The sequence below is a fragment of the Lelliottia nimipressuralis genome (assembly GCF_041464075.1).
GTDB lineage: Bacteria > Pseudomonadota > Gammaproteobacteria > Enterobacterales > Enterobacteriaceae > Enterobacter > Enterobacter nimipressuralis.
In genome coordinates, this window is record NZ_CP167172.1 from 3284930 (window position 1) to 3305023 (window position 20094).

At 54.9% G+C, this 20094-nt stretch carries 21 protein-coding genes, 4 tRNA genes and 1 other RNA gene; 12 read left to right on the forward strand and 14 right to left on the reverse strand.

Annotated features, from left to right (window positions below; all coding sequences use genetic code 11):
• The first annotated feature begins 145 nt into the window (after window positions 1-145).
• From ACB496_RS15750 to ACB496_RS15775, 6 genes are all read left to right on the forward strand, one after another.
• Window positions 146-221, forward strand: a tRNA-Val gene (locus tag ACB496_RS15750).
• A gap of 44 nt (window positions 222-265) precedes the next feature.
• A tRNA-Val gene (locus ACB496_RS15755) sits at window positions 266-341 on the forward strand.
• Between the two features lie 31 nt (window positions 342-372).
• Window positions 373-448: transfer RNA gene (locus ACB496_RS15760), tRNA-Val, on the forward strand.
• Window positions 449-451: 3 nt separating this feature from the next.
• Window positions 452-527: transfer RNA gene (locus tag ACB496_RS15765), tRNA-Lys, on the forward strand.
• A gap of 30 nt (window positions 528-557) precedes the next feature.
• Window positions 558-683: non-coding RNA, RtT sRNA (locus tag ACB496_RS15770), on the forward strand.
• 189 nt (window positions 684-872) lie between these two features.
• Window positions 873-1220, forward strand: coding sequence for a FlxA-like family protein (locus tag ACB496_RS15775; RefSeq protein ID WP_100779384.1), 348 nt, complete (start codon window positions 873-875; stop codon window positions 1218-1220).
• Here the strand turns inward: ACB496_RS15775 and ACB496_RS15780 are convergent.
• Complete coding sequence (locus ACB496_RS15780) at window positions 1217-2152, reverse strand: LysR substrate-binding domain-containing protein (protein ID WP_371973048.1); 936 nt, start codon at window positions 2150-2152, stop codon at window positions 1217-1219. The genes ACB496_RS15775 and ACB496_RS15780 overlap by 4 nt on opposite strands.
• 89 nt (window positions 2153-2241) lie before the next feature.
• On the opposite strand from ACB496_RS15780, the gene ACB496_RS15785 reads away from it, so the two are divergent.
• The gene (locus ACB496_RS15785; protein WP_100779382.1) at window positions 2242-3237 is read left to right on the forward strand and encodes a bile acid:sodium symporter family protein; all 996 of its coding nucleotides are present in this window, start codon (window positions 2242-2244) and stop codon (window positions 3235-3237) included.
• Here ACB496_RS15785 and ACB496_RS15790 read toward each other — a convergent pair.
• The 3 genes from ACB496_RS15790 to zipA all read right to left on the reverse strand — a co-directional run bounded on the left by ACB496_RS15790 (window position 3234) and on the right by zipA (window position 6518).
• The gene (locus tag ACB496_RS15790; protein ID WP_100779381.1) at window positions 3234-3449 is read right to left on the reverse strand and encodes a DUF3820 family protein; all 216 of its coding nucleotides are present in this window, start codon (window positions 3447-3449) and stop codon (window positions 3234-3236) included. The two genes, ACB496_RS15785 and ACB496_RS15790, sit on opposite strands and share 4 nt — an antisense overlap.
• Before the next feature lies 1 nt (window position 3450).
• A complete protein-coding gene (gene ligA / locus ACB496_RS15795; protein ID WP_319418100.1) occupies window positions 3451-5466 on the reverse strand; it encodes an NAD-dependent DNA ligase LigA in 2016 nt (671 codons plus the stop codon).
• Between the two features lie 68 nt (window positions 5467-5534).
• On the reverse strand, window positions 5535-6518 hold the full coding sequence (gene zipA, locus ACB496_RS15800; RefSeq protein WP_371973049.1) for a cell division protein ZipA: 984 nt from the start codon (window positions 6516-6518) through the stop codon (window positions 5535-5537).
• Between the two features lie 230 nt (window positions 6519-6748).
• Between zipA and cysZ the strand changes: the two genes are divergently transcribed.
• From cysZ to crr, 5 genes are all read left to right on the forward strand, one after another.
• Window positions 6749-7510 (forward strand): sulfate transporter CysZ, encoded by a 762-nt coding sequence (gene cysZ, locus ACB496_RS15805; protein WP_100779378.1) that lies wholly within the window; start codon window positions 6749-6751, stop codon window positions 7508-7510.
• 162 nt (window positions 7511-7672) lie between these two features.
• Window positions 7673-8644, forward strand: a complete 972-nt coding sequence (cysK, locus tag ACB496_RS15810) for a cysteine synthase A (RefSeq protein WP_102104941.1) — start codon at window positions 7673-7675, stop codon at window positions 8642-8644.
• Between the two features lie 317 nt (window positions 8645-8961).
• Entirely contained in the window at window positions 8962-9219 is a 258-nt protein-coding gene (gene ptsH / locus ACB496_RS15815) for a phosphocarrier protein Hpr (protein WP_000487600.1), read from the forward strand.
• 43 nt (window positions 9220-9262) lie between these two features.
• Complete coding sequence (ptsI, locus tag ACB496_RS15820; RefSeq protein WP_100779376.1) at window positions 9263-10990, forward strand: phosphoenolpyruvate-protein phosphotransferase PtsI; 1728 nt, start codon at window positions 9263-9265, stop codon at window positions 10988-10990.
• 40 nt (window positions 10991-11030) lie between these two features.
• Window positions 11031-11540 (forward strand): PTS glucose transporter subunit IIA, encoded by a 510-nt coding sequence (crr, locus tag ACB496_RS15825; RefSeq protein WP_049841435.1) that lies wholly within the window; start codon window positions 11031-11033, stop codon window positions 11538-11540.
• 44 nt (window positions 11541-11584) lie between these two features.
• On the opposite strand, the gene pdxK is transcribed toward crr, so the two are convergent.
• From pdxK to ACB496_RS15875, 10 genes are all read right to left on the reverse strand, one after another.
• A complete protein-coding gene (gene pdxK / locus ACB496_RS15830) occupies window positions 11585-12421 on the reverse strand; it encodes a pyridoxine/pyridoxal/pyridoxamine kinase (protein WP_371973050.1) in 837 nt (278 codons plus the stop codon).
• Between the two features lie 5 nt (window positions 12422-12426).
• Window positions 12427-13338, reverse strand: coding sequence for a cysteine synthase CysM (gene cysM / locus ACB496_RS15835; RefSeq protein WP_123427136.1), 912 nt, complete (start codon window positions 13336-13338; stop codon window positions 12427-12429).
• A 115-nt stretch (window positions 13339-13453) separates the two neighbouring features.
• Window positions 13454-14548, reverse strand: coding sequence for a sulfate/thiosulfate ABC transporter ATP-binding protein CysA (cysA, locus tag ACB496_RS15840; RefSeq protein ID WP_100779373.1), 1095 nt, complete (start codon window positions 14546-14548; stop codon window positions 13454-13456).
• Window positions 14538-15413 carry a sulfate/thiosulfate ABC transporter permease CysW gene (gene cysW, locus ACB496_RS15845; RefSeq protein WP_100779372.1) on the reverse strand — a complete coding sequence of 292 codons (876 nt, stop codon included), beginning with the start codon at window positions 15411-15413 and terminating at the stop codon, window positions 14538-14540. Before cysW ends, cysA begins: the two co-directional genes overlap by 11 nt.
• The gene (gene cysT / locus ACB496_RS15850; protein WP_100779371.1) at window positions 15413-16246 is read right to left on the reverse strand and encodes a sulfate/thiosulfate ABC transporter permease CysT; all 834 of its coding nucleotides are present in this window, start codon (window positions 16244-16246) and stop codon (window positions 15413-15415) included. Before cysT ends, cysW begins: the two co-directional genes overlap by 1 nt.
• Entirely contained in the window at window positions 16246-17268 is a 1023-nt protein-coding gene (locus tag ACB496_RS15855; protein ID WP_319417982.1) for a sulfate ABC transporter substrate-binding protein, read from the reverse strand. Before ACB496_RS15855 ends, cysT begins: the two co-directional genes overlap by 1 nt.
• A gap of 308 nt (window positions 17269-17576) precedes the next feature.
• Complete coding sequence (locus tag ACB496_RS15860) at window positions 17577-18476, reverse strand: Dyp-type peroxidase (protein ID WP_107703154.1); 900 nt, start codon at window positions 18474-18476, stop codon at window positions 17577-17579.
• A gap of 93 nt (window positions 18477-18569) precedes the next feature.
• Window positions 18570-19154, reverse strand: coding sequence for an RpoE-regulated lipoprotein (locus ACB496_RS15865; RefSeq protein ID WP_312070285.1), 585 nt, complete (start codon window positions 19152-19154; stop codon window positions 18570-18572).
• Window positions 19155-19215: 61 nt separating this feature from the next.
• Window positions 19216-19665 (reverse strand): DUF2919 domain-containing protein, encoded by a 450-nt coding sequence (locus ACB496_RS15870; protein ID WP_102104948.1) that lies wholly within the window; start codon window positions 19663-19665, stop codon window positions 19216-19218.
• Window positions 19652-20077 (reverse strand): GNAT family acetyltransferase, encoded by a 426-nt coding sequence (locus tag ACB496_RS15875; RefSeq protein ID WP_047624910.1) that lies wholly within the window; start codon window positions 20075-20077, stop codon window positions 19652-19654. The genes ACB496_RS15870 and ACB496_RS15875 overlap by 14 nt, the downstream gene beginning before the upstream one ends.
• Window positions 20078-20094 lie beyond the last annotated feature (17 nt).

Below are 20094 nucleotides of genomic sequence, written 5' to 3' on the forward strand. Positions count from 1 at the left end.
GCAGGTTTGCGAAATTTGTTTAGAAATCATGCTGCGAGGGACATTTTGTGATCCGTTTGTTTAATTTTACGACGAACAAACAAAATCTTTAGAAAAGGCGTTGACTCATTTTCAACTCTCCCTATAATGCGACTCCACACAGCGGGGGTGATTAGCTCAGTTGGTAGAGCACCTCCTTTACACGGAGGGGGTCGGCGGTTCGAGCCCGTCATCACCCACCATCTACTTTACGTAGATACCGCAGTGTAGATAAGAATTTAAGATTGGGCGATTAGCTCAGTTGGTAGAGCATCTCCTTTACACGGAGGGGGTCGGCGGTTCGAGCCCGTCATCGCCCACCATTCTTAAATCTTGTTTTAGTAGTACCGAAATGGGTGATTAGCTCAGTTGGTAGAGCACCTCCTTTACACGGAGGGGGTCGGCGGTTCGAGCCCGTCATCACCCACCATTCGGGTCGTTAGCTCAGTTGGTAGAGCAGTTGACTTTTAATCAATTGGTCGCAGGTTCGAATCCTGCACGACCCACCAATGTAGAAAGGCGCCCTAAAGGCGCCTTTTTGCTATGCGAAATTCGGCAGGATGAGAACCTGCAGCAGGTTCGAGTCGAACGAAGTGAGACACCGGAGCCGCCTGCGGCGACGGCCCGAAGGGCGAGCGAAGCGAGTCATCCTGCACGACCCACCAATGTGGAAAGACGCCCTAAAGGCGCCTTTTTGCTATCTGCGGTTCCCAACGCCACGCTGGCGCTTCGATTACCTGCCATGCATCAAACCTGCCCTATTTCAGGCACATCTCCCCTCCCAGATCTGGCAGGTTCCCTCAAGCTATGGATTTTTATGCCGATATGCTTGTTTTATGGCGAGAGGATTTAAAATGACAACAATCCAGGCATCAACTCCATCAGTGCAGACAGGTAGCACAAGCAGCGGCGGCGGTAGCTCCGGCAGCAGCGATATCGCGTCGCAAATCAGTCGTCTGACGTCGCAAATCACTAAGCTGACTCAGCAGCTGAAGGATGTTGCGAACGGCAGTGGCAGTACCGAAGACAAGAAAAAGCAGCAGGAGCTTCTTCAGTCGCAAATCAAAATGCTACAGGCTCAGCTGGCGCAGTTACAGCGTGAGCAGGCCGAAGAAAGCCAGAAAAAACAAGAGCAAAAACAGGCGAGAGCAGAAGGCGTAAACTCACCTTCCGCAGAGCATCAGATCGATATCTACGTCTAATCGTTCGGCGCGTTAAATAACGGATCGCGTATGCGGGCCTCCATTAACCGCTGTGCCTGCATACGTACCACCTCCCAAAGCGCATGAGCCGCACCAGAGAGCGAGCGATTTTTTCGTCGCACCAGCATCAGCTTACGTTCAATACAGGGCGTGAAACGCTTTACGACTAAGCGACTGCCCTGCGGCAGCGGTAAGGCCAGCGCAGGTAACACGCTGATCCCAATCCCGGCCTCCACCATCGGAAAGAGCGTGGCGGGATGACCAATCTCCTGAACGATCGTCGCATTCACCCGCTGCTGTGCCAGCGCCGCGTCAATCAGCGGACGGCTCCCCGATGCATAATCCTGCAATACCAGATTTGTCCCCTGCAATGCCTGCCACGTCACTTGTGTCATTGCGGCCAGCGGGTCATCGTCGCGACACAGCAGTAAAAACGGCTCCGACAGCACCACTTCGCACTCGAGATCCGTCACCGGACCGGGATCAATCACAATCCCAAAATCGACGTCGCCTTGCCTGATACTCTCCAGAACCCACTGCTGCGGCCTGTCGTGAAGTACAAAATCGATATCGGGATAGCGACGGTTACTTTCAGCGATACATTGCGGGATCAGATGCGCTGAAATGGTCTGACTGGCGGCGACGCGCACCGTCCCGGAAAGTTGCTGCCCCACTCTGCCCACGTCGCGCAAGGTGCTGTTGAGCTCATCCAGCAGCCGTTCCAGACGCGCAGCCAGCTGTTGCCCCGCCTCGGTGAGCACCACTTCACGGGTGGTGCGATCAAGCAGGCGCACACCCGTCTGTGACTCCAGCTCTTTCACACTGTGGCTAACCGCCGACTGACTCAGGCCGATCATCTCTCCGGCGCGGCTAAAGCTGCGAGCCTGAGCGACGGTGACAAAAACGCGAAGCTGACGCAAAGAGTAATTCATCTGTTTAATTCATGAATGGATGCAATAAATCGATTTTATTTCTCAAAGGGAACAAAGCACAATAGCCAAATCTGATTTCAGGAGCATTTATGAAACTGTTTCGTGTTCTCGATCCCTTTACCCTCACGCTGATTGCCGTCGTTCTGCTGGCCTCTTTCTTCCCGGCACGCGGCAGTTTTGTTCCCTTCATTGAGGGCCTGACCACTGCGGCCATCGCCCTGCTGTTTTTTATGCACGGCGCAAAGCTGTCTCGTGAAGCCATTATCGCCGGGGGGAGCCACTGGCGGCTGCACCTGTGGGTGATGTGCAGCACCTTCATCTTGTTCCCGGTACTGGGCGTGCTTTTCGCCTGGTGGGCGCCGGTCAACGTCGATCCGGCTCTCTATACTGGCTTCCTGTACCTGTGCATTCTGCCCGCGACCGTGCAGTCAGCTATCGCATTTACTTCGCTTGCCGGCGGTAACGTCGCCGCGGCGGTCTGTTCCGCCTCTGCGTCGAGTCTGTTGGGGATTTTTGTGTCGCCGCTGCTGGTGGGTCTGCTGATGAATATGCACGGCGCAGAGGGCAATCTCGAGCAGGTCGGGAAAATCTGTCTGCAACTGCTGCTGCCGTTCGTGCTGGGACACCTTTCTCGCCCGTGGACGGGGGATTTCGTCGCCAGAAACAAAAAGTGGATTGGCAAAACCGACCAGACCTCCATCTTGTTAGTGGTCTACTCCGCCTTTGGCGAAGCCGTGGTGAATGGCATCTGGCATAAAGTTGGCATCGGTTCGCTTCTGTTCATTGCGCTCGTGAGCATTGTTCTGCTGGCGATTGTGATTGCAGTGAATACCTTTGCCGCCCGCAAGTTTGGCTTCAATAAAGCGGATGAAATTACCATTGTGTTCTGCGGCTCGAAGAAGAGTCTCGCCAACGGCATTCCGATGGCGAATATTCTCTTCCCGACGTCGGTGATTGGGATGATGGTGCTGCCGCTGATGATTTTCCACCAGATCCAGCTGATGGTCTGTGCGGTGATGGCGCGCCGTTACAAGCGCCAGACGGAAAAGCTGGCGCAGGAAGAGACCCGCGCCGCGAAAGCTTAAGGACGTTTGAGGGGCTGAACCAGATGGCTCAGCCCTTCGGTTTTGATGAGCAGCGTAATCGCCATCAGCTCACCCAGTCGTCCGGCCGGGAATTCATCTTTTCGCGCGAACCACAGCAAATACTCTTCCGGCACATCAATCAAACGACGGCCTTTGTATTTCCCGAACGGCATTTCGGTGTTGGCGATGTCGATGAGCTGTTCTTTCTCCACGTTACTCTCCTAACAGGCGCAGCATTTCCGCTTCGTCAATGACGTCAATGCCCAGCTCTTGTGCTTTCGCAAGCTTAGAGCCAGCCGCCTCGCCGGCAATCACCAGATCCGTTTTCTTCGACACGCTGCCCGCCACTTTTGCTCCCAGCGCCACCAGACGCGCTTTGGCATCGTCACGGGAGAGTTGACTCAAACTTCCGGTGAGTACCACGGTTTTGCCAGCAAAGGGGCTGTCGATTTCGTCGGCGTTAACCACCACTGGGGCAGGCCAGTGAATGCCCTCCTCCAGCAGCTTGCCTATCACCTCACGGTTGCTCTCTTCCGCAAAGAAGTTGAAGACATGCGTCGCAACAACGATACCCACGTCCGGCACTTTTTGCAGATCCTCAATCGAGGCTTTCTCAAGCTGCTCCAGGGTGCCGAAATGGGCTGCCAGCCCGGCGGCTGTCGCTTCACCAACTTCACGGATACCCAGCGCGTAGAGGAAACGGGCGAAGGTCGTCTCTTTGGCTTTTTCCAGCGCATTGACCACGTTTTGCGCCGATTTTGGCCCCATGCGATCCAGCCCGGTCAGCTTGCCCGCCGTCAGGCGGAACAGATCCGCAGGCGTATGGACGTACTCTTTCTCGACTAGCTGATCGATAATCTTATCGCCCATCCCGTCCACGTCCATCGCTCTGCGCGAGACGAAATGCTTGAGCGCTTCTTTGCGCTGCGCCCCACAAATTAACCCGCCGGTACAGCGCGTTACCGCCTCGCCTTCCACGCGTTCGACGTCGGAACCGCATACCGGGCAGTGGGCCGGGAATTCGATGGCGCGCGTGTCGTCAGGGCGCTCAGACTCGACGACGTTAACCACCTGCGGGATCACATCCCCCGCGCGGCGAATCACCACTTTATCGCCAATCCGAAGACCCAGACGCGCGATCTCGTCGGCGTTATGTAAGGTGGCATTACTCACCAGTACACCCGCAACCTGAACCGGCTCCAGACGTGCAACCGGCGTAATCGCCCCCGTACGCCCGACCTGGAACTCAACGTCGCGCACGAAGGTCATCTGCTCCTGAGCAGGGAATTTAAACGCCACCGCCCAGCGCGGCGCTCGCGCCACAAAACCTAATTGTTCCTGAAGCGCCAGCGAGTTCACTTTGATGACCACGCCATCGATATCAAACCCCAGCGTTGGGCGGTCTTCTTCGACCTGACGATAAAATGCCAGTACCGCTTCCGGTGAGTCGCAGAGCTGCACGCGATTGCTGACCGGCAGGCCCCACTCTTTAAACTGCAGCAGACGGCCCAGATGGGTATCAGGCAATTCGCCGCCTTCAAGAATCCCCACTCCGTAGCAGAAGAATGTCAGCGGTCGCTTTGCCGTGATGCGCGGATCTAGCTGGCGAATTGAGCCAGCAGCCGCATTACGCGGGTTAGCAAAGACTTTGCCACCGGTGCGGCGCGCTTCATCGTTAATCTTCTCAAAGCCCGCCTGCGGGAGGAACACTTCACCGCGCACTTCGAGACGCGCCGGGATGTTATCGCCGCGCAGCTTTAACGGAATGGCGCGGATAGTACGTACGTTAGTGGTGATGTCCTCACCCGTGGTGCCATCGCCGCGCGTAGCGGCCCGCACCAGAATACCGTTCTCATAAAGAATGCTGACCGCCAGGCCGTCGAGCTTCAGTTCGCAACACCAGGTCAAAACGTCGGCGCTTTTCAGGCGGTCCTGAACGCGCTTGTTGAACGCGAGAAAGCTCTCTTCGTCGAAGACGTTATCCAGCGACAGCATCGGCACTTCATGGCGCACCTGGCTGAAAGAGGCCAGCGGAGCGGCGCCGACGCGCTGCGTCGGTGAATCAGGGGTGATGAGATCGGGATGTTCTGTTTCCAGCTCGCGCAGTTCGCGCATCAGGCGGTCATACTCCGCATCCGGAACCTCCGGTGCGTCCATCACGTGATACAGGTATTCATGATGGCGAAGTGTGGTTCTTAGGTGAGTAATTTTTTGTTCGATTGAGTCCATAGCGCACCATCAATGAGAAAAACCCCCGACAGGCGGGGGTTGAGGAGACGTGGAAGAGAACGCAGAGATTACGCGTTAGCTTCCTTTACTTCGCGGATGCGATCCTGATATTCGCGCAGTTTCTGCGGCGTCATCATTCGACGCTGGTCGTCGAGTACCACGCCACCGACTTCATCGGCGATATGCTGGGCGGATTGCAGCATCAGCTTAAAGTTTTGCAGTTCATCGCCGTAGGACGGCACCTGCATAAAGATTGTGATGCCCGGCGTGGTGAAATCACCGGTCATTTCCGGATCAAAGGTACCCGGATTAACCATATTCGCCAGACTGAACAGCGCAGGGCCACTTCCGTCCGGGCTAAGATGACGGTGGAAAATGTTCATGTCACCAAACTTGAAGCCCGCCTGCTGGATGCTGTTGAGCAGCACGTCGCCATTGAGCTGAGTACCGTGATGCGCGGCCACGTTCATAATGATGACCGTTTCTTTACGCTGCGGTTTTTCGACCACGGGCGCTTCTTCGATCACCGGTTCCGGTTCAACAAATGGCTCCGGTTCTGGCTGCGGCACAGGTGGAGTATGAACAGTCTGCGGGGGCATTTCTGGCGTCAGCGGCTGAGCAGGACGCGGCGGTTGCACGGGTTGCGAAACGGGCTGAGGCTGCACCGGCTGCTGTACAGGCGCTTGCGGTTGCGGCTGACGCACCGGCTCTTCCACAGGCTGTGGCGCGGGCTGGCGCGGCTGAGCTGACGCGTACGGCGGCTGATACTGATGCTGCGGAGGCTGACGAGGCGCTTCATGCTCCCCATGGCCTGCGACAGGCGCAGCAGTATTGACGCGATGAACGCGCACTTCACCCACGCCTTCGTCGTCGTTATCGTCAATGACGTCATCGCCATCATCGTCGTGACGACTGGACTTCATGCGCTTCAGTGGGCGATCGCGAAACATCGAGGAGCGTTCTTTACGGCTGGTCCAGAAACCATGTACCAGTAAAGCGAGTATGGCGATCGCGCCAACAATGATTAATATCAGACGCAAATCCTGCATCATTATATTCTCTGTTGTTCTAACACCTTGCCACCACGGCAAACATTTACTCACTAAGAGTATTTGCCGATTACGTCAAGTGCAAGTGCGTGCAGAGCATTCAAAGCATAAAGATGAACGAAATCGTGCTTTTTGCTGTTTTTTCGAACATTTCCGAACTGGTTATTGGTCCACAACCCGATAATATAGGCGTGTAATTCCACTGGTTGTGAAAAAAGGAGTACAGCCTGGTTATGGTTTCGACATCAACAACGACTCCGCGCAGCGGTATCGGCTATTTTTCTCAGGGATGGAAGCTGGTCACCCTGCCTGGGATCCGCCGCTTTGTGATTCTGCCTCTACTGATCAACATTTTGCTGATGGGGGGCGCATTCTGGTGGCTGTTTACCCAACTCGAAAGCTGGGTTCCCTCTATCATGAGTCACGTCCCTGACTGGCTACAGTGGCTAAGCTATCTGTTGTGGCCAATTGTGGTCCTCTCCGTGCTGCTGGTTTTTGGCTATTTCTTCTCCACCATCGCCAACTGGATAGCCGCGCCGTTTAACGGGCTGCTGGCGGAGCAGCTCGAAGCACGTCTGACGGGCGCAACGCCGCCAGACACCGGCGTGCTTGGCATCATGAAAGACGTACCGCGTATTATGAAACGTGAATGGCAGAAGTTTGCCTGGTATCTGCCGCGCGCTATTGTATTGCTCATCCTTTACTTTATCCCCGGAATTGGCCAGACCGTGGCGCCTGTGCTGTGGTTCCTGTTTAGCGCGTGGATGCTGGCTATCCAGTATTGCGACTACCCGTTTGATAACCACAAAGTCCCGTTCAAAGAGATGCGCACGGCCCTGCGCACGCAAAAAGTCACCAATATGCAGTTTGGTGCCCTGACCAGTCTCTTCACCATGATCCCTGTCCTGAACCTGTTCATCATGCCCGTCGCGGTCTGCGGCGCCACGGCGATGTGGGTGGATTGCTATCGTGCTAAGCACGCGTTATGGAAGTAATGCAAAACTGTGTAAACATAGGGTGGCTTATGCCATCCTTATTCCATACTGATAGCCATTATTTCCTTGCAGCATATAGATATGCGATTTCCTTACTTCCCCATACTTATCCAACAGGTATGCTGGGACGGTATCCCAATTTCATACAGTTAAGGACAGGCCATGAGTAAGATTTACGAAGACAACTCGCTGACTATCGGTCATACGCCCCTGGTTCGACTGAACCGTATCGGTAATGGACGCATTCTGGCGAAGGTAGAATCACGTAACCCGAGCTTCAGCGTAAAATGCCGTATCGGTGCAAACATGATTTGGGATGCCGAAAAACGCGGTGTTCTGAAGCCTGGCGTCGAACTGGTTGAACCGACCAGCGGCAACACCGGGATCGCTCTGGCCTACGTCGCCGCTGCCCGCGGTTACAAACTGACCCTCACAATGCCAGAAACCATGAGCATCGAACGCCGCAAGCTGCTGAAAGCGCTGGGCGCGAATCTGGTGCTGACCGAAGGCGCGAAAGGCATGAAAGGTGCCATTCAGAAAGCGGAGGAAATCGTCGCCAGCGATCCGGCGAAATACCTGCTGCTGCAGCAGTTCAGCAACCCGGCAAACCCGGAAATCCACGAGAAAACCACCGGTCCGGAAATCTGGGAAGATACGGACGGTCAGGTTGATGTGTTTATCTCAGGCGTGGGTACCGGCGGTACGCTGACCGGCGTGAGTCGCTATATTAAAGGCACAAAAGGCAAAAAGGATCTGATTACCGTTGCGGTTGAGCCTACGGACTCCCCGGTTATCGCCCAGGCGCTGGCCGGCGAAGAGATCAAACCCGGTCCACATAAAATTCAGGGTATCGGCGCGGGCTTTATCCCGGGTAACCTAGATCTGAAGCTTATCGATAAAGTCGTTGCGATCACCAACGAAGAGGCGATCTCCACGGCGCGTCGCCTGATGGACGAAGAAGGTATTCTGGCCGGTATCTCCTCCGGCGCGGCAGTCGCTGCTGCCCTGAAGCTCCAGGAAGATGAAACCTTTACCAATAAGACTATTGTGGTTATTCTACCGTCCTCGGGTGAGCGTTATTTAAGCACTGCATTGTTTGCCGATCTGTTCACAGAAAAAGAACTGCAACAGTAATGCCAGCATGTTAATAACGCGTAAAAAAGCACCCAAACGGGTGCTTTTTTGTGGCCTGCGTCAAACTTTTACTCCTCCTGGCATTGATTCACCCCGTCGGGTCTGGTATTTAACCTGACAATTATTTTGAAGCGCGAAATTAATCAATGTGGGAAATACAGAAGCTGAATCGATTTTATGATTTGGTTCAAGTCTCGCTTTCACTGCATAATGTTTAATGACGAGCGAAACGTCAGCGCTAACAAGACAGGCTAAAGTTAAGCCTCCAGGCTAGACTTTAGTTCCACAACACTAAACCTATAAGTTGGGGAAATACAATGTTCCAGCAAGAAGTTACCATTACCGCTCCGAACGGTCTGCACACCCGCCCTGCTGCTCAGTTTGTTAAAGAAGCTAAAGGCTTCACTTCTGAGATCACTGTGACCTCCAACGGCAAAAGCGCTAGCGCGAAAAGCCTGTTCAAGCTGCAGACTCTGGGCCTGACTCAGGGTACCGTCGTGACCATCTCCGCAGAAGGCGAAGACGAGCAGAAAGCAGTTGAGCATCTGGTAAAACTGATGGCTGAGCTCGAGTAAGTTACGGGTTCTTTTCAATATCAGTCACAAGTAAGGTAGGGTTATGATTTCAGGCATTTTAGCATCCCCGGGTATCGCTTTCGGCAAAGCACTTCTGCTGAAAGAAGACGAGATCGTCATCGACCGGAAAAAAATTTCTGCCGACAAGGTTGATCAGGAAGTTGAGCGTTTTCTGAGCGGTCGTGCCAAGGCATCAGCGCAACTGGAAGCGATCAAAACTAAAGCTGGCGAAACTTTCGGTGAAGAAAAAGAAGCCATCTTCGAAGGGCATATCATGCTGCTCGAAGATGAGGAGCTGGAGCAGGAAATCATAGCCCTGATTAAAGATAAGGGCATGACGGCCGACGCGGCTGCACATGAAATTATCGAAGGTCAGGCGACTGCCCTCGAAGAACTGGATGATGAATACCTGAAAGAACGTGCGGCTGACGTACGTGACATCGGTAAGCGCCTGCTGCGCAACATCCTGGGTCTGGCGATCATCGACCTTAGCGCCATTCAGGACGAAGTTATCCTGGTTGCCGCTGATTTGACGCCGTCTGAAACCGCACAGCTGAACCTGAACAAGGTGCTGGGTTTCATCACCGACGCCGGTGGCCGTACCTCCCACACCTCTATCATGGCGCGTTCTCTGGAACTGCCTGCCATCGTGGGTACCGGTAGCGTCACCTCTCAGGTGAAAAACGACGACTATCTGATTCTGGATGCCGTAAACAATCTGGTTTACGTCAACCCAACCAACGAAGAGATCGAAAAGCTGCGTGCCGTTCAGGAGCAAGTTGCTACTGAGAAAGCGGAACTGGCTAAACTGAAAGATCTGCCAGCCATCACGCTGGACGGACATCAGGTTGAAGTGTGCGCGAACATCGGTACCGTACGTGACGTTGATGGTGCTGAGCGCAACGGCGCGGAAGGTGTTGGTCTGTACCGTACAGAATTCCTGTTCATGGACCGTGACGCATTGCCTACTGAAGAAGAGCAGTTTGCGGCATACAAAGCGGTTGCCGAAGCATGCGGCTCTCAGGCTGTTATCGTGCGTACCATGGACATCGGTGGCGACAAAGAGCTGCCGTACATGAACTTCCCGAAAGAAGAAAACCCATTCCTGGGCTGGCGTGCAGTGCGTATCGCCATGGACCGTAAAGAGATCCTTCGCGATCAGGTTCGTGCGATTCTGCGTGCTTCCGCTTTCGGTAAACTGCGCATCATGTTCCCAATGATCATCTCTGTTGAAGAAGTGCGTGCACTGAAGAAAGAGATCGAAATCTACAAACAGGAACTGCGCGACGAAGGTAAAGCCTTTGACGAAACCATCGAAGTGGGCGTGATGGTGGAAACACCAGCAGCAGCAACGATTGCTCGTCATTTGGCCAAAGAAGTCGACTTCTTTAGTATCGGCACCAATGATTTAACGCAGTACACCCTGGCAGTTGACCGTGGTAATGATATGATTTCACATCTCTACCAGCCAATGTCACCGTCCGTACTCACGCTAATCAAGCAAGTTATTGATGCTTCTCATGCTGAAGGTAAATGGACTGGCATGTGTGGTGAGCTTGCAGGCGACGAACGTGCTACACTTCTGTTGCTGGGTATGGGTCTGGACGAATTCTCTATGAGCGCCATTTCCATCCCGCGCATTAAGAAGATTATCCGTAACACGAACTTCGAAGATGCGAAGGTGTTAGCAGAGCAGGCTCTTGCTCAACCGACAACGGACGAGTTAATGACGCTGGTTAACAAGTTCATTGAAGAAAAAACAATCTGCTAATCCACGAGATGCGGCCCAAATTACTGCTTAGGAGAAGATCATGGGTTTGTTCGATAAACTGAAATCTCTGGTTTCTGATGATAAGAAAGACACCGGAACTATTGAGATTATTGCTCCGTTGTCTGGCGAAATCGTCAATATCGAAGACGTGCCGGATGTAGTTTTTGCCGAAAAAATCGTTGGTGATGGTATTGCTATCAAACCAACTGGTAACAAAATGGTTGCGCCAGTTGACGGCACCATCGGTAAAATTTTTGAAACCAACCATGCGTTCTCTATCGAATCTGATAGCGGTATCGAACTGTTCGTACACTTCGGTATCGACACCGTTGAGCTGAAAGGCGAAGGCTTCAAGCGTATCGCTGAAGAAGGCCAGCGTGTGAAAGTAGGCGATCCGGTCATCGAATTCGACCTGGCACTGCTGGAAGAGAAAGCCAAGTCTACCCTGACTCCGGTTGTTATCTCCAACATGGACGAAATCAAAGAACTGATCAAACTGTCTGGCAGCGTTACCGTGGGTGAAACTCCGGTCATCCGCATCAAGAAGTAATTCTTGCCGCACAGAAAAATGGCGCCTTCGGGCGCCATTTTTGTTTATGCGGGGAGGATTAGCTCATCAAAGCCTTTTTCCTGGGTGTACTTCATCACCTCCGTCACACGGTCGCCTGCACGGCGTATCGCTTCAGCGACGTCCCTGCCCTGCACAATGCCGCTTACCAGCTCAGAGCAGAACAGATCCCCGGTCCCTTTCAGGTCGGTTGCGACGCGCGGATGATTCGTCACCGTCACACCGTCCTTCGTCACCAGCACCACGTGAATATTTTCAGGATCAGATTCCACCGGCGCACTGGTAATCGCCACCCACTTCAGTGAGTCAGATAGCATACTTTGTGCGGCAGTAATTGCGCTCTCCGGCGTTCGGCATGGCTGACCGCTCAACACTTCAAGCTCAAAAACATTCGGCGTAATACCCTGCGCCAGCGGCAGCAAATGCTCGCGATAGGCTTGCGGAATTTCGGGTTTCACGTAAATCCCACTGTCGATATCACCAATGACCGGATCGACCAGCACGAGCAAATCAGGGTGTTTATCTTTAATGGCCACCAGCCACTCAGCCAGGATGGCAATCTGGCTGGCACTGCCCATATAGCCCGTGGTCACCGCTTTCAGCTCGCGCAACACATCGCGCTCTTCAAGAGCTTTCAGATAGCCGCTGAACCAGTCGTCGGGGATCACGCCGCCGTAAAAGGTGTCGTAATGCGGGGTATTGCTGAACAGCACCGTCGGGACGGCTGTCACGGTCAGCTGATGTTGCCTGATATTAGGCACCGCAATACTATTGCCCACGCTGCCATATACCACCTGCGACTGCACCGCGACGATATCCGTCTGCTGCGCACGGGTTTTATCCCGAAATAAAATCATCTCCATGACGCTTAAATCCCCGCCCCCTGCGAATAACTCTCTTCACCAAAGACGCCAGTAGACAGATAACGGTCGCCACGGTCGCAAATAATCGCTACCACAACCGCACCCGGACAGGCCTGCGCCACGCGCAATGCTCCAGCTACCGCGCCACCCGAACTGACGCCACAGAAGATACCTTCCCGCACCGCCAGTTCACGCATGGTATTTTCCGCTTCACGCTGATGAATATCCAGCACCTGGTCCACAAGCTGGGCATTAAAAATCCCCGGCATGTACTCCGCTGGCCAGCGGCGGATCCCCGGAATGCTGCTCCCCTCTTCCGGCTGCAGGCCCACAATGGTGACCGGTTTTTCCTGCTCGCGCAGAAAACGGGAGACGCCGGTAATGGTGCCCGTGGTGCCCATACTGGAGACGAAGTGGCTGATGCGCCCTTCGGTCTGGCGCCAGATTTCCGGCCCGGTAGTGGTGTAGTGCGCGTAAGGGTTATCGGGATTATTAAACTGGTCCAGCAATGTGCCTTCGCCGCGCTGGGCCATGTCGAGGGCCAGATCGCGTGCCCCTTCCATCCCCTGCTCTTTGGTGACGAGGATCAGCTCAGCACCATACGCGCGCATTGCGGCACGCCGCTCCTGGCTCATGTTGTCCGGCATCAGCAATTTCATGTGATAGCCTTTCAGCGCCGCAATCATCGCCAGCGCAATGCCGGTGTTACCGCTGGTCGCTTCAATCAGCACGTCACCGGGCTTAATCTCCCCGCGCTTTTCCGCCTCAACAATCATCGACAATGCCGCGCGATCTTTAACGGAACCGGCAGGATTATTCCCCTCCAGTTTGACCCAGATTTCGCTGCCATTATCGGGATTCATGCGTTGCAGCTTGACCAGAGGGGTGTTGCCGATGGTTTGTTCTAATGTGTTCACGAATTCTGTCCAATAAAAAGCCCGGTGGCGCTTTCGCTTACCGGGCCTACAGGGATCGTTTTGTAGGCCGGGTAAGCGCAGCGCCACCCGGCAAATACCACGTCACTTTAACCTATCAGGCTGACTCCGCCAGAGCAAGATCCTCGCGCGACTCGATACGCTCGTTGCCGTGATAGATACGCGCATGCTGCAAGCCGACAAACAGGCGATCGCCCCGCGATGGCGCCTCTTCATCACGCATTACCACCGTCAACGGCTCGGTATACCAACCCAGGGGTTGTACCACTAATTGGGTGTAATGCCCTTTAGGGCTAGCCTCCAGTACCTGCACCGGCAATGGAGAATCGAGGCTGGTGCGGCGACTGACGTCCACTTCCCACGGGCGCAAGAACAGATCGACCGGTCCCTGATGGGCAGGCGTGTACCCCAGCGGCCAGCGGTGGGCGCCGACGTGGAACTGCCCACCGCGAATGGTGCCCTGCATGCGGTTCACTTCGCCCATAAACTCCAGAACGAAACGGGTCGCAGGCTCACGCCACAGCTGTTCCGGCTCATCAACTTGTTCGATATTCCCCTGGCTCATCACCACCACGCGATCGGCCACTTCCATCGCCTCTTCCTGGTCGTGCGTCACAAAGACGCTGGTAAATTTCAGCTCCTCGTGAAGCTGACGCAGCCAGCGACGCAGCTCTTTACGCACCTGCGCGTCCAGCGCGCCAAAAGGTTCGTCGAGCAGCAGGATCTGCGGCTCAACCGCCAGAGCACGAGCCAGCGCCACGCGCTGTTTCTGCCCACCGGAAAGCTGCGCCGGATAACGGTCGGCGAGATGGGCCAGCTGCACCATCTCCAGCAGTTTGGTCACTTTCGCTTTGATCGTCGCGGCATTCGGACGCTCGCGACGCGGCAGCACAGTCAGGCCAAAGGCGATGTTATCGAACACCGTCATATGGCGGAACAGGGCGTAATGCTGGAACACAAAACCGACTTTACGATCGCGAGCATGCAGGCGGCTGACATCGGTTCCGTGGAAGCGAATATGGCCACTGGTCTGATGCTCAAGACCGGCAATAATACGCAGCAGCGTGGTTTTACCGGAGCCGGACGGCCCAAGCAGCGCCACCATCTGTCCGGAAGGGATATCCAGCGAGATATCGTTCAGCACCTGGGTGCGGCCGAAAGACTTCTTAATATTGGCAATCTCAATGCTCATGATTTCCCTCCTGCTGCAGGCGTTTCTCTTGATTCTCTAAACGCCACTGCACCACACTCTTTAAAAACAAGGTCAAAATAGCCATCAGCGTAAGCAGGGCTGCGGCGGTAAAGGAACCGACGGTGTTATAGTCCTGCTCCAGCAATTCAATCTGTAGCGGCAGCGACAGGGTTTCACCGCGAATCGAGCCGGAAACCACCGACACTGCGCCAAACTCACCAATCGCACGCGCGTTGGTCAGCACCACGCCGTACAGCAACGCCCAGCGGATGTTCGGCAGCGTCACGCGCTTGAACATCTGCCAGCCGGACGCGCCCAGCAGGATCGCCGCTTCATCTTCGTGGCTGCCCTGGCTCAACATCACCGGCACCAGCTCACGCACCACAAACGGACAGGTCACAAAAATCGTCACCAGCACCATGCCCGGCCAGGCGAACATGATTTGCAGGTTGTGTTCGTCCAGCCAGCCGCCCAACGGACCGTTAGAGCCGTAGAACAGGAGATAGATAAGACCGGCAACCACCGGCGATACGGCAAAGGGAATATCCAGCAGCGTCAGCAGGAGCTGGCGGCCAGGGAAGTTAAACCGCGTCACCAGCCACGCCAGCAAAATCCCGAACACCAGATTCACCGGCACGGTAATCAGGGCGATCATCACCGTCAGCCAGATCGCGTGCAGCATGTCCGGGTCGGCCAGGTTCTGCAGTGCGGGCATGATCCCTTTACTGAACGCCTGCACGAAGATGTAAACCATCGGCACAACGAGAATAAAAGCCGACACCAGCACGCCGGTGCCAATCAGAAACCATTTTCCCCAGTTAATGCGGGGAGCGTCGTAGCGCTTCAATTGAGTAACTTCCGCCATCAGTGACCTACCACACGCCGACCAAAGCGACTTTGCAGAGTGTTAATCGAGAACAACAGCAGCAGCGATGCGGCCAAGATCACCGAGGCAATCGCGCTCGCCGCCGGATAGTCAAACTCCTGCAAACGAACAAAAATCATCAGCGAGGTCACTTCGGTTTTCCACGCGATGTTGCCCGCGATGAAAATCACTGCGCCAAATTCGCCGAGACTGCGGGTGAACGAAAGCGCTACGCCTGCCAGCAGCGCCGGAGAAAGCTCCGGTAACACCACTTTGCAGAAGCTCTGAATACGCGTCGCGCCGAGGGTTTCCGCGGCCTCTTCATATTCCGGGCCAAGCTCTTCCAGTACCGGCTGCACGGTACGCACCACGAAGGGAATACTGGTAAAGGCCATCGCCACCGCGATCCCAAGCCAGGTATAGGTCACTTTGATGTCAAACTGCGCCAGCCACTGACCGTAAAAACCGTTCACCGAAAACAGCGACGCGAGGGTCAAACCCGCTACCGCCGTCGGCAGTGCGAAGGGTAAATCCATCAGCGCGTCCAGCAGCGTGCGGCCAGGAAAACGATAGCGGGTTAAGATCCACGCCATCAGCAGGCCGAATACGCCGTTGAAAATCGATGCCACAAACGCCGACAGCAGCGTGACTTTATACGCCGCTACAACCTGCGGGTTAGTGATCACTTCCCAGTACTGGGCCCAGCTCATCTCAGAGAGCTGCATCACCAGCGCACTTAACGGCAACAGCAAAATCAGACAGACGAACAGCAGGCTGGTCCCGAGGCTTAAGGTAAAGCCGGGCAGCACACGTCTGGAGGAGACTGCAAACATCACTTACGCCCCGCCGCCAACAGTTTGTCCAGCTCACCACCGGTGGTGAAGTGGGTTTTCATCACCTCAGGCCAGGAGCCAAACTGGTCTTCCACGCGGAACAGATCGGTCTGCGGGAACTTATCTTTCAGCTTGTTCATCACATCCGGGTTCGCCACGCGATAGTAATAGTCGGTGATGATGGTTTGCGCCTGCGGGCTGTAGAGATAGTTCAGGTACGCCTTCGCCGCTTTCTCCGTACCGTTGGCTTTGACATTCTTGTCCACCCACGCGACCGGGAATTCAGCAAAGATATTGACCTTCGGCACCACCACTTCAAAGCCCTGCGCTTCGTACTGTTTACGGATGTTATTCACTTCCGATTCGAAGCTTATCAACACATCGCCCAGCCCGCGTTCCACGAAGGTGGTGGTCGCACCGCGACCGCCGGTATCGAACACTTCCACGTTTCTCAGGAACTGAGTCATAAACTGCTCAGTTTTGGCTTTATCGCCGCCGTCCGCTTTGTCGGCTGCACCCCAGGCCGCCAGATAGGTATAGCGCGCGTTACCGGAGGTTTTTGGATTCGGGAAGATCAGCTTCACGTCTGAACGCACCAGATCGTTCCAGTCATGGATGTTTTTCGGGTTGCCCTTACGCACCAGGAACGCCATGGTCGAGTAGAACGGCGAGCTGTTATTCGGCAGACGGCTCTGCCAGTCCGCCGGGATCAGGTTGCCTTTGTCATGCAGAATCTGCACGTCAGTAATCTGGTTGTAGGTCACCACATCGGCTTTCAGACCCTGCAAAATCGCCAGCGCCTGCTTGGAAGAGCCGGCGTGTGATTGCTTGATGGTCAGCTTGTCGCCGTTGTTTTCTTTCGCCCACTGTTGTTCAAACGGCGGATTCAGGGCGGCAAACAGTTCGCGGGAGACATCATAGGAACTGTTAAGCAGCTCAGTCGCCTGCGCCTGCGCCTGCGCGACCAGCAACAGCGAAGCTGCCAGCGCCAGATATCCTTTTTTCAGTACAGTAACGGCCATTGCGCACCCTTCTAAATGTGATGACGTAGAGCTATCCCATCAGGCGTGATTGTTGCAGTCAGTTGGGCATGGACAGCGCGGAAGAACCGGAGCATACACGGTGTGCGTGAGGATTCTGAGCGCTGCCCGGGCCCAAACTGACAACTAAAATAGTCTGATGGGATGGCTCTTTCTTATAGCCATAATATTTATAACGAGTACGAAAGGAGTAACGGTTTTATATACCGTTTGGTGATTTACCAGCAGAAAAGGGAATAAGGGGCGGGGGTGAGTGCCGGGTGGCGCATGCGCTTACCCGGCCTACAGTATTACAGAGCCAGCAGACGCTCAACGGATGGCGCGAAGTAGTAGCCGCCGGTCACCGGTTTGGTGAAGCGCAGCATCGCGTCGCGCTTGCCATCGGTGTCCCCAAACATGCTCAGAAGCTGCTGCTCGATGTTGTACAGACGCGCGCAGTAGGCGCAGAAGTACAGGCCGTGAGTGCCGCTCGCCGTTCCGTACGGCAGGCTCTGGCGCACAATCTTCAGCCCTTTACCGTCTTCTTTCAGATCGACACGGGTCAGGTGAGACGTTACCGGACGGGCATCGCCGTCGATCTCGTCGTTGGCCTCTTTGGTACGGCCAATCATCATCTCCTGGTCGTGCACACTCATGCGGTTAAGCTGCTTGAGGTTATGCTCCCAGCGCTGCACAAACACGTAGCTGCCGCCTGCGTCCACGCCGTCTTTGATTACCGCCACATCGCGACGCGTCTCTTCGCCCGCCGGGTTTTCGGTACCATCAACGAAACCGCTCAAATCGCGCTCTTCTACCCAGCGGAAACCATGAATCTCTTCCTGCACCTTGATGCTGTCGCCAAAGGCTTCCACCGCCGCCTGAGCCACGGAGAAATTGACGTCATGACGCAGAGACAAAATATGGATTAGCACGTCGTACTGGGTGGCCGGTGCCAGACCTTTCCCGTAAGGGATAAAGTCTTTCAGCTCTTCAGCGCCTTCGCCGCCGCTCAGCTGACGCCAGACGTTATTGCCAAAGGCGACCACCGCGCCGAGGTGCGCATCCGGGAATTTGGCCTGGAAGGTGGCCAGTTTATCGACAAACACTTTGCTGGCCGCACGCAGGGCATCCACATCCCCGTTAACATTGGCTTCAATCCAAATCGCCGCGCGGCAATGTTCTGGCAAAATGCCACTCTGAACCTGAGACATCGCTCCTCCTGAAAAAAAAGATGCCACGCGTTCGTGGCATTGATGGCGGCTATTATACCTGGATTTCAGCGAGGCGGTTTGTTCAGGCGCAAATTACTGCTGCCAGATAATTTTGCTCACGGTCCAGTTTTTGAGAGTGTCATCCGCAGGCATCAACCCTTCCGGGCCGCTCCACTCGCCGGTGAAGAGATAGCGAATATGCTGGCTGTCTTTGGCTTTACACTCCACTGCAACTTTCTCATCCGCAACCGCGCTTTCACAGTTGCCGAATGCTTTCTGATACAGCTCGCTAAATGGCGTACCGACTTTCACGCCGCTGTCAGTCTCCACATCGCTGTCCAACACTTCAACGCGATTTACGGTGCCTTTATCGCCATTGATAATCAGCGCCAGCTTGTCGTCTTTCAGCGCTTCGAAGTAGTGCACAATGGCACCATTCTCCGTTTTCATGCCGCTACGCAGGCGGTAATCACTGCTTAAGGCGGATTCAATCGCTTCCTGATTCAGCGGCGTTGTCGCGTTAATATTTCCGACGCCCTTCTCAGTCACTTCGAATGAGGAGCCAAACCAGTTCCACGGATAGGCCGCCGACCAGTTAATGGAGGAGATTGACGAGAGCGTTGAACATCCGGTTAACACCAGCGGCAAAGCGCATAAAACTAAACGCAGCGATTTCATTGAAACGTCCTTTCTTGTTAATTCAACGCTTGTTGGAGTCCAGCATCGATAAAAAGTGCCTTTAATCTTTTTCTATCGTGAAACTGGCGCGCAGACGCGGGTGCGTCAGCAGCCACAGCAGCGCGACAATATCCGCCACGACCAGCGCAATACCGATTCCGCCGAGAGGCTCGCCGTAAAACCACAGCAACGGCTGCCAGCACAGCAGCACCACCTGGGCGAGAATCAACAGCCAGCGCAGGCTGTACCAGATGCGCGGAAAAAGCTGTCGCCGTCCGCTGAGTAAAAAGGCCAGTACCGCCGGGACGCCGGGCAACAGCCCGAGCCAGAAGTTATCGCGATCGGGATAAAACAGATTCAGCAGCGTACTTCCCTGATCGCGGGACGCCCCCGCCACCACAAACAAAACCCAGGTTCGCGCCTGAAGCAGCAGCACACACCAGAATAGAAAGGGCAATTTGACGCGGCCCTGACTGTCATAGTGCGCCGGGTGAAACTCAGTATTCTTCATCTTCGATCAGGCGCTTCCCTAAATTCAGGACATCAGCGTGCTCATAGCCAAGACGCTCGTACATCCCCAACACCACATCATTGTCTTCGCGCACCATGATCTGAATCTTAGGGCAGCCGCGGGCAATCAGTTTCTTTTCCAGGCGGTTGAGCAGCGCGTTGGCGATGCCGCGCCCCCGGTATTCCGGGTGGACGCCGAGATAATAGGCCGAGCCGCGGTGGCCGTCGTAGCCGCCCATCACCGTCCCCACCACTTCACCGTTGACTTCGGCGACCAGGAACAGGCTGACGTCGTGATTGACCTTACGCTCGATATCCATTTCCGGATCGTTCCACGGACGCAACAGATCGCAGCGTTCCCAAAGGGTAATCACCTCTTCGAAATCTTCCTGGCGAAAAACGCGTATCTCCATGGTATTAACCGCCTTTT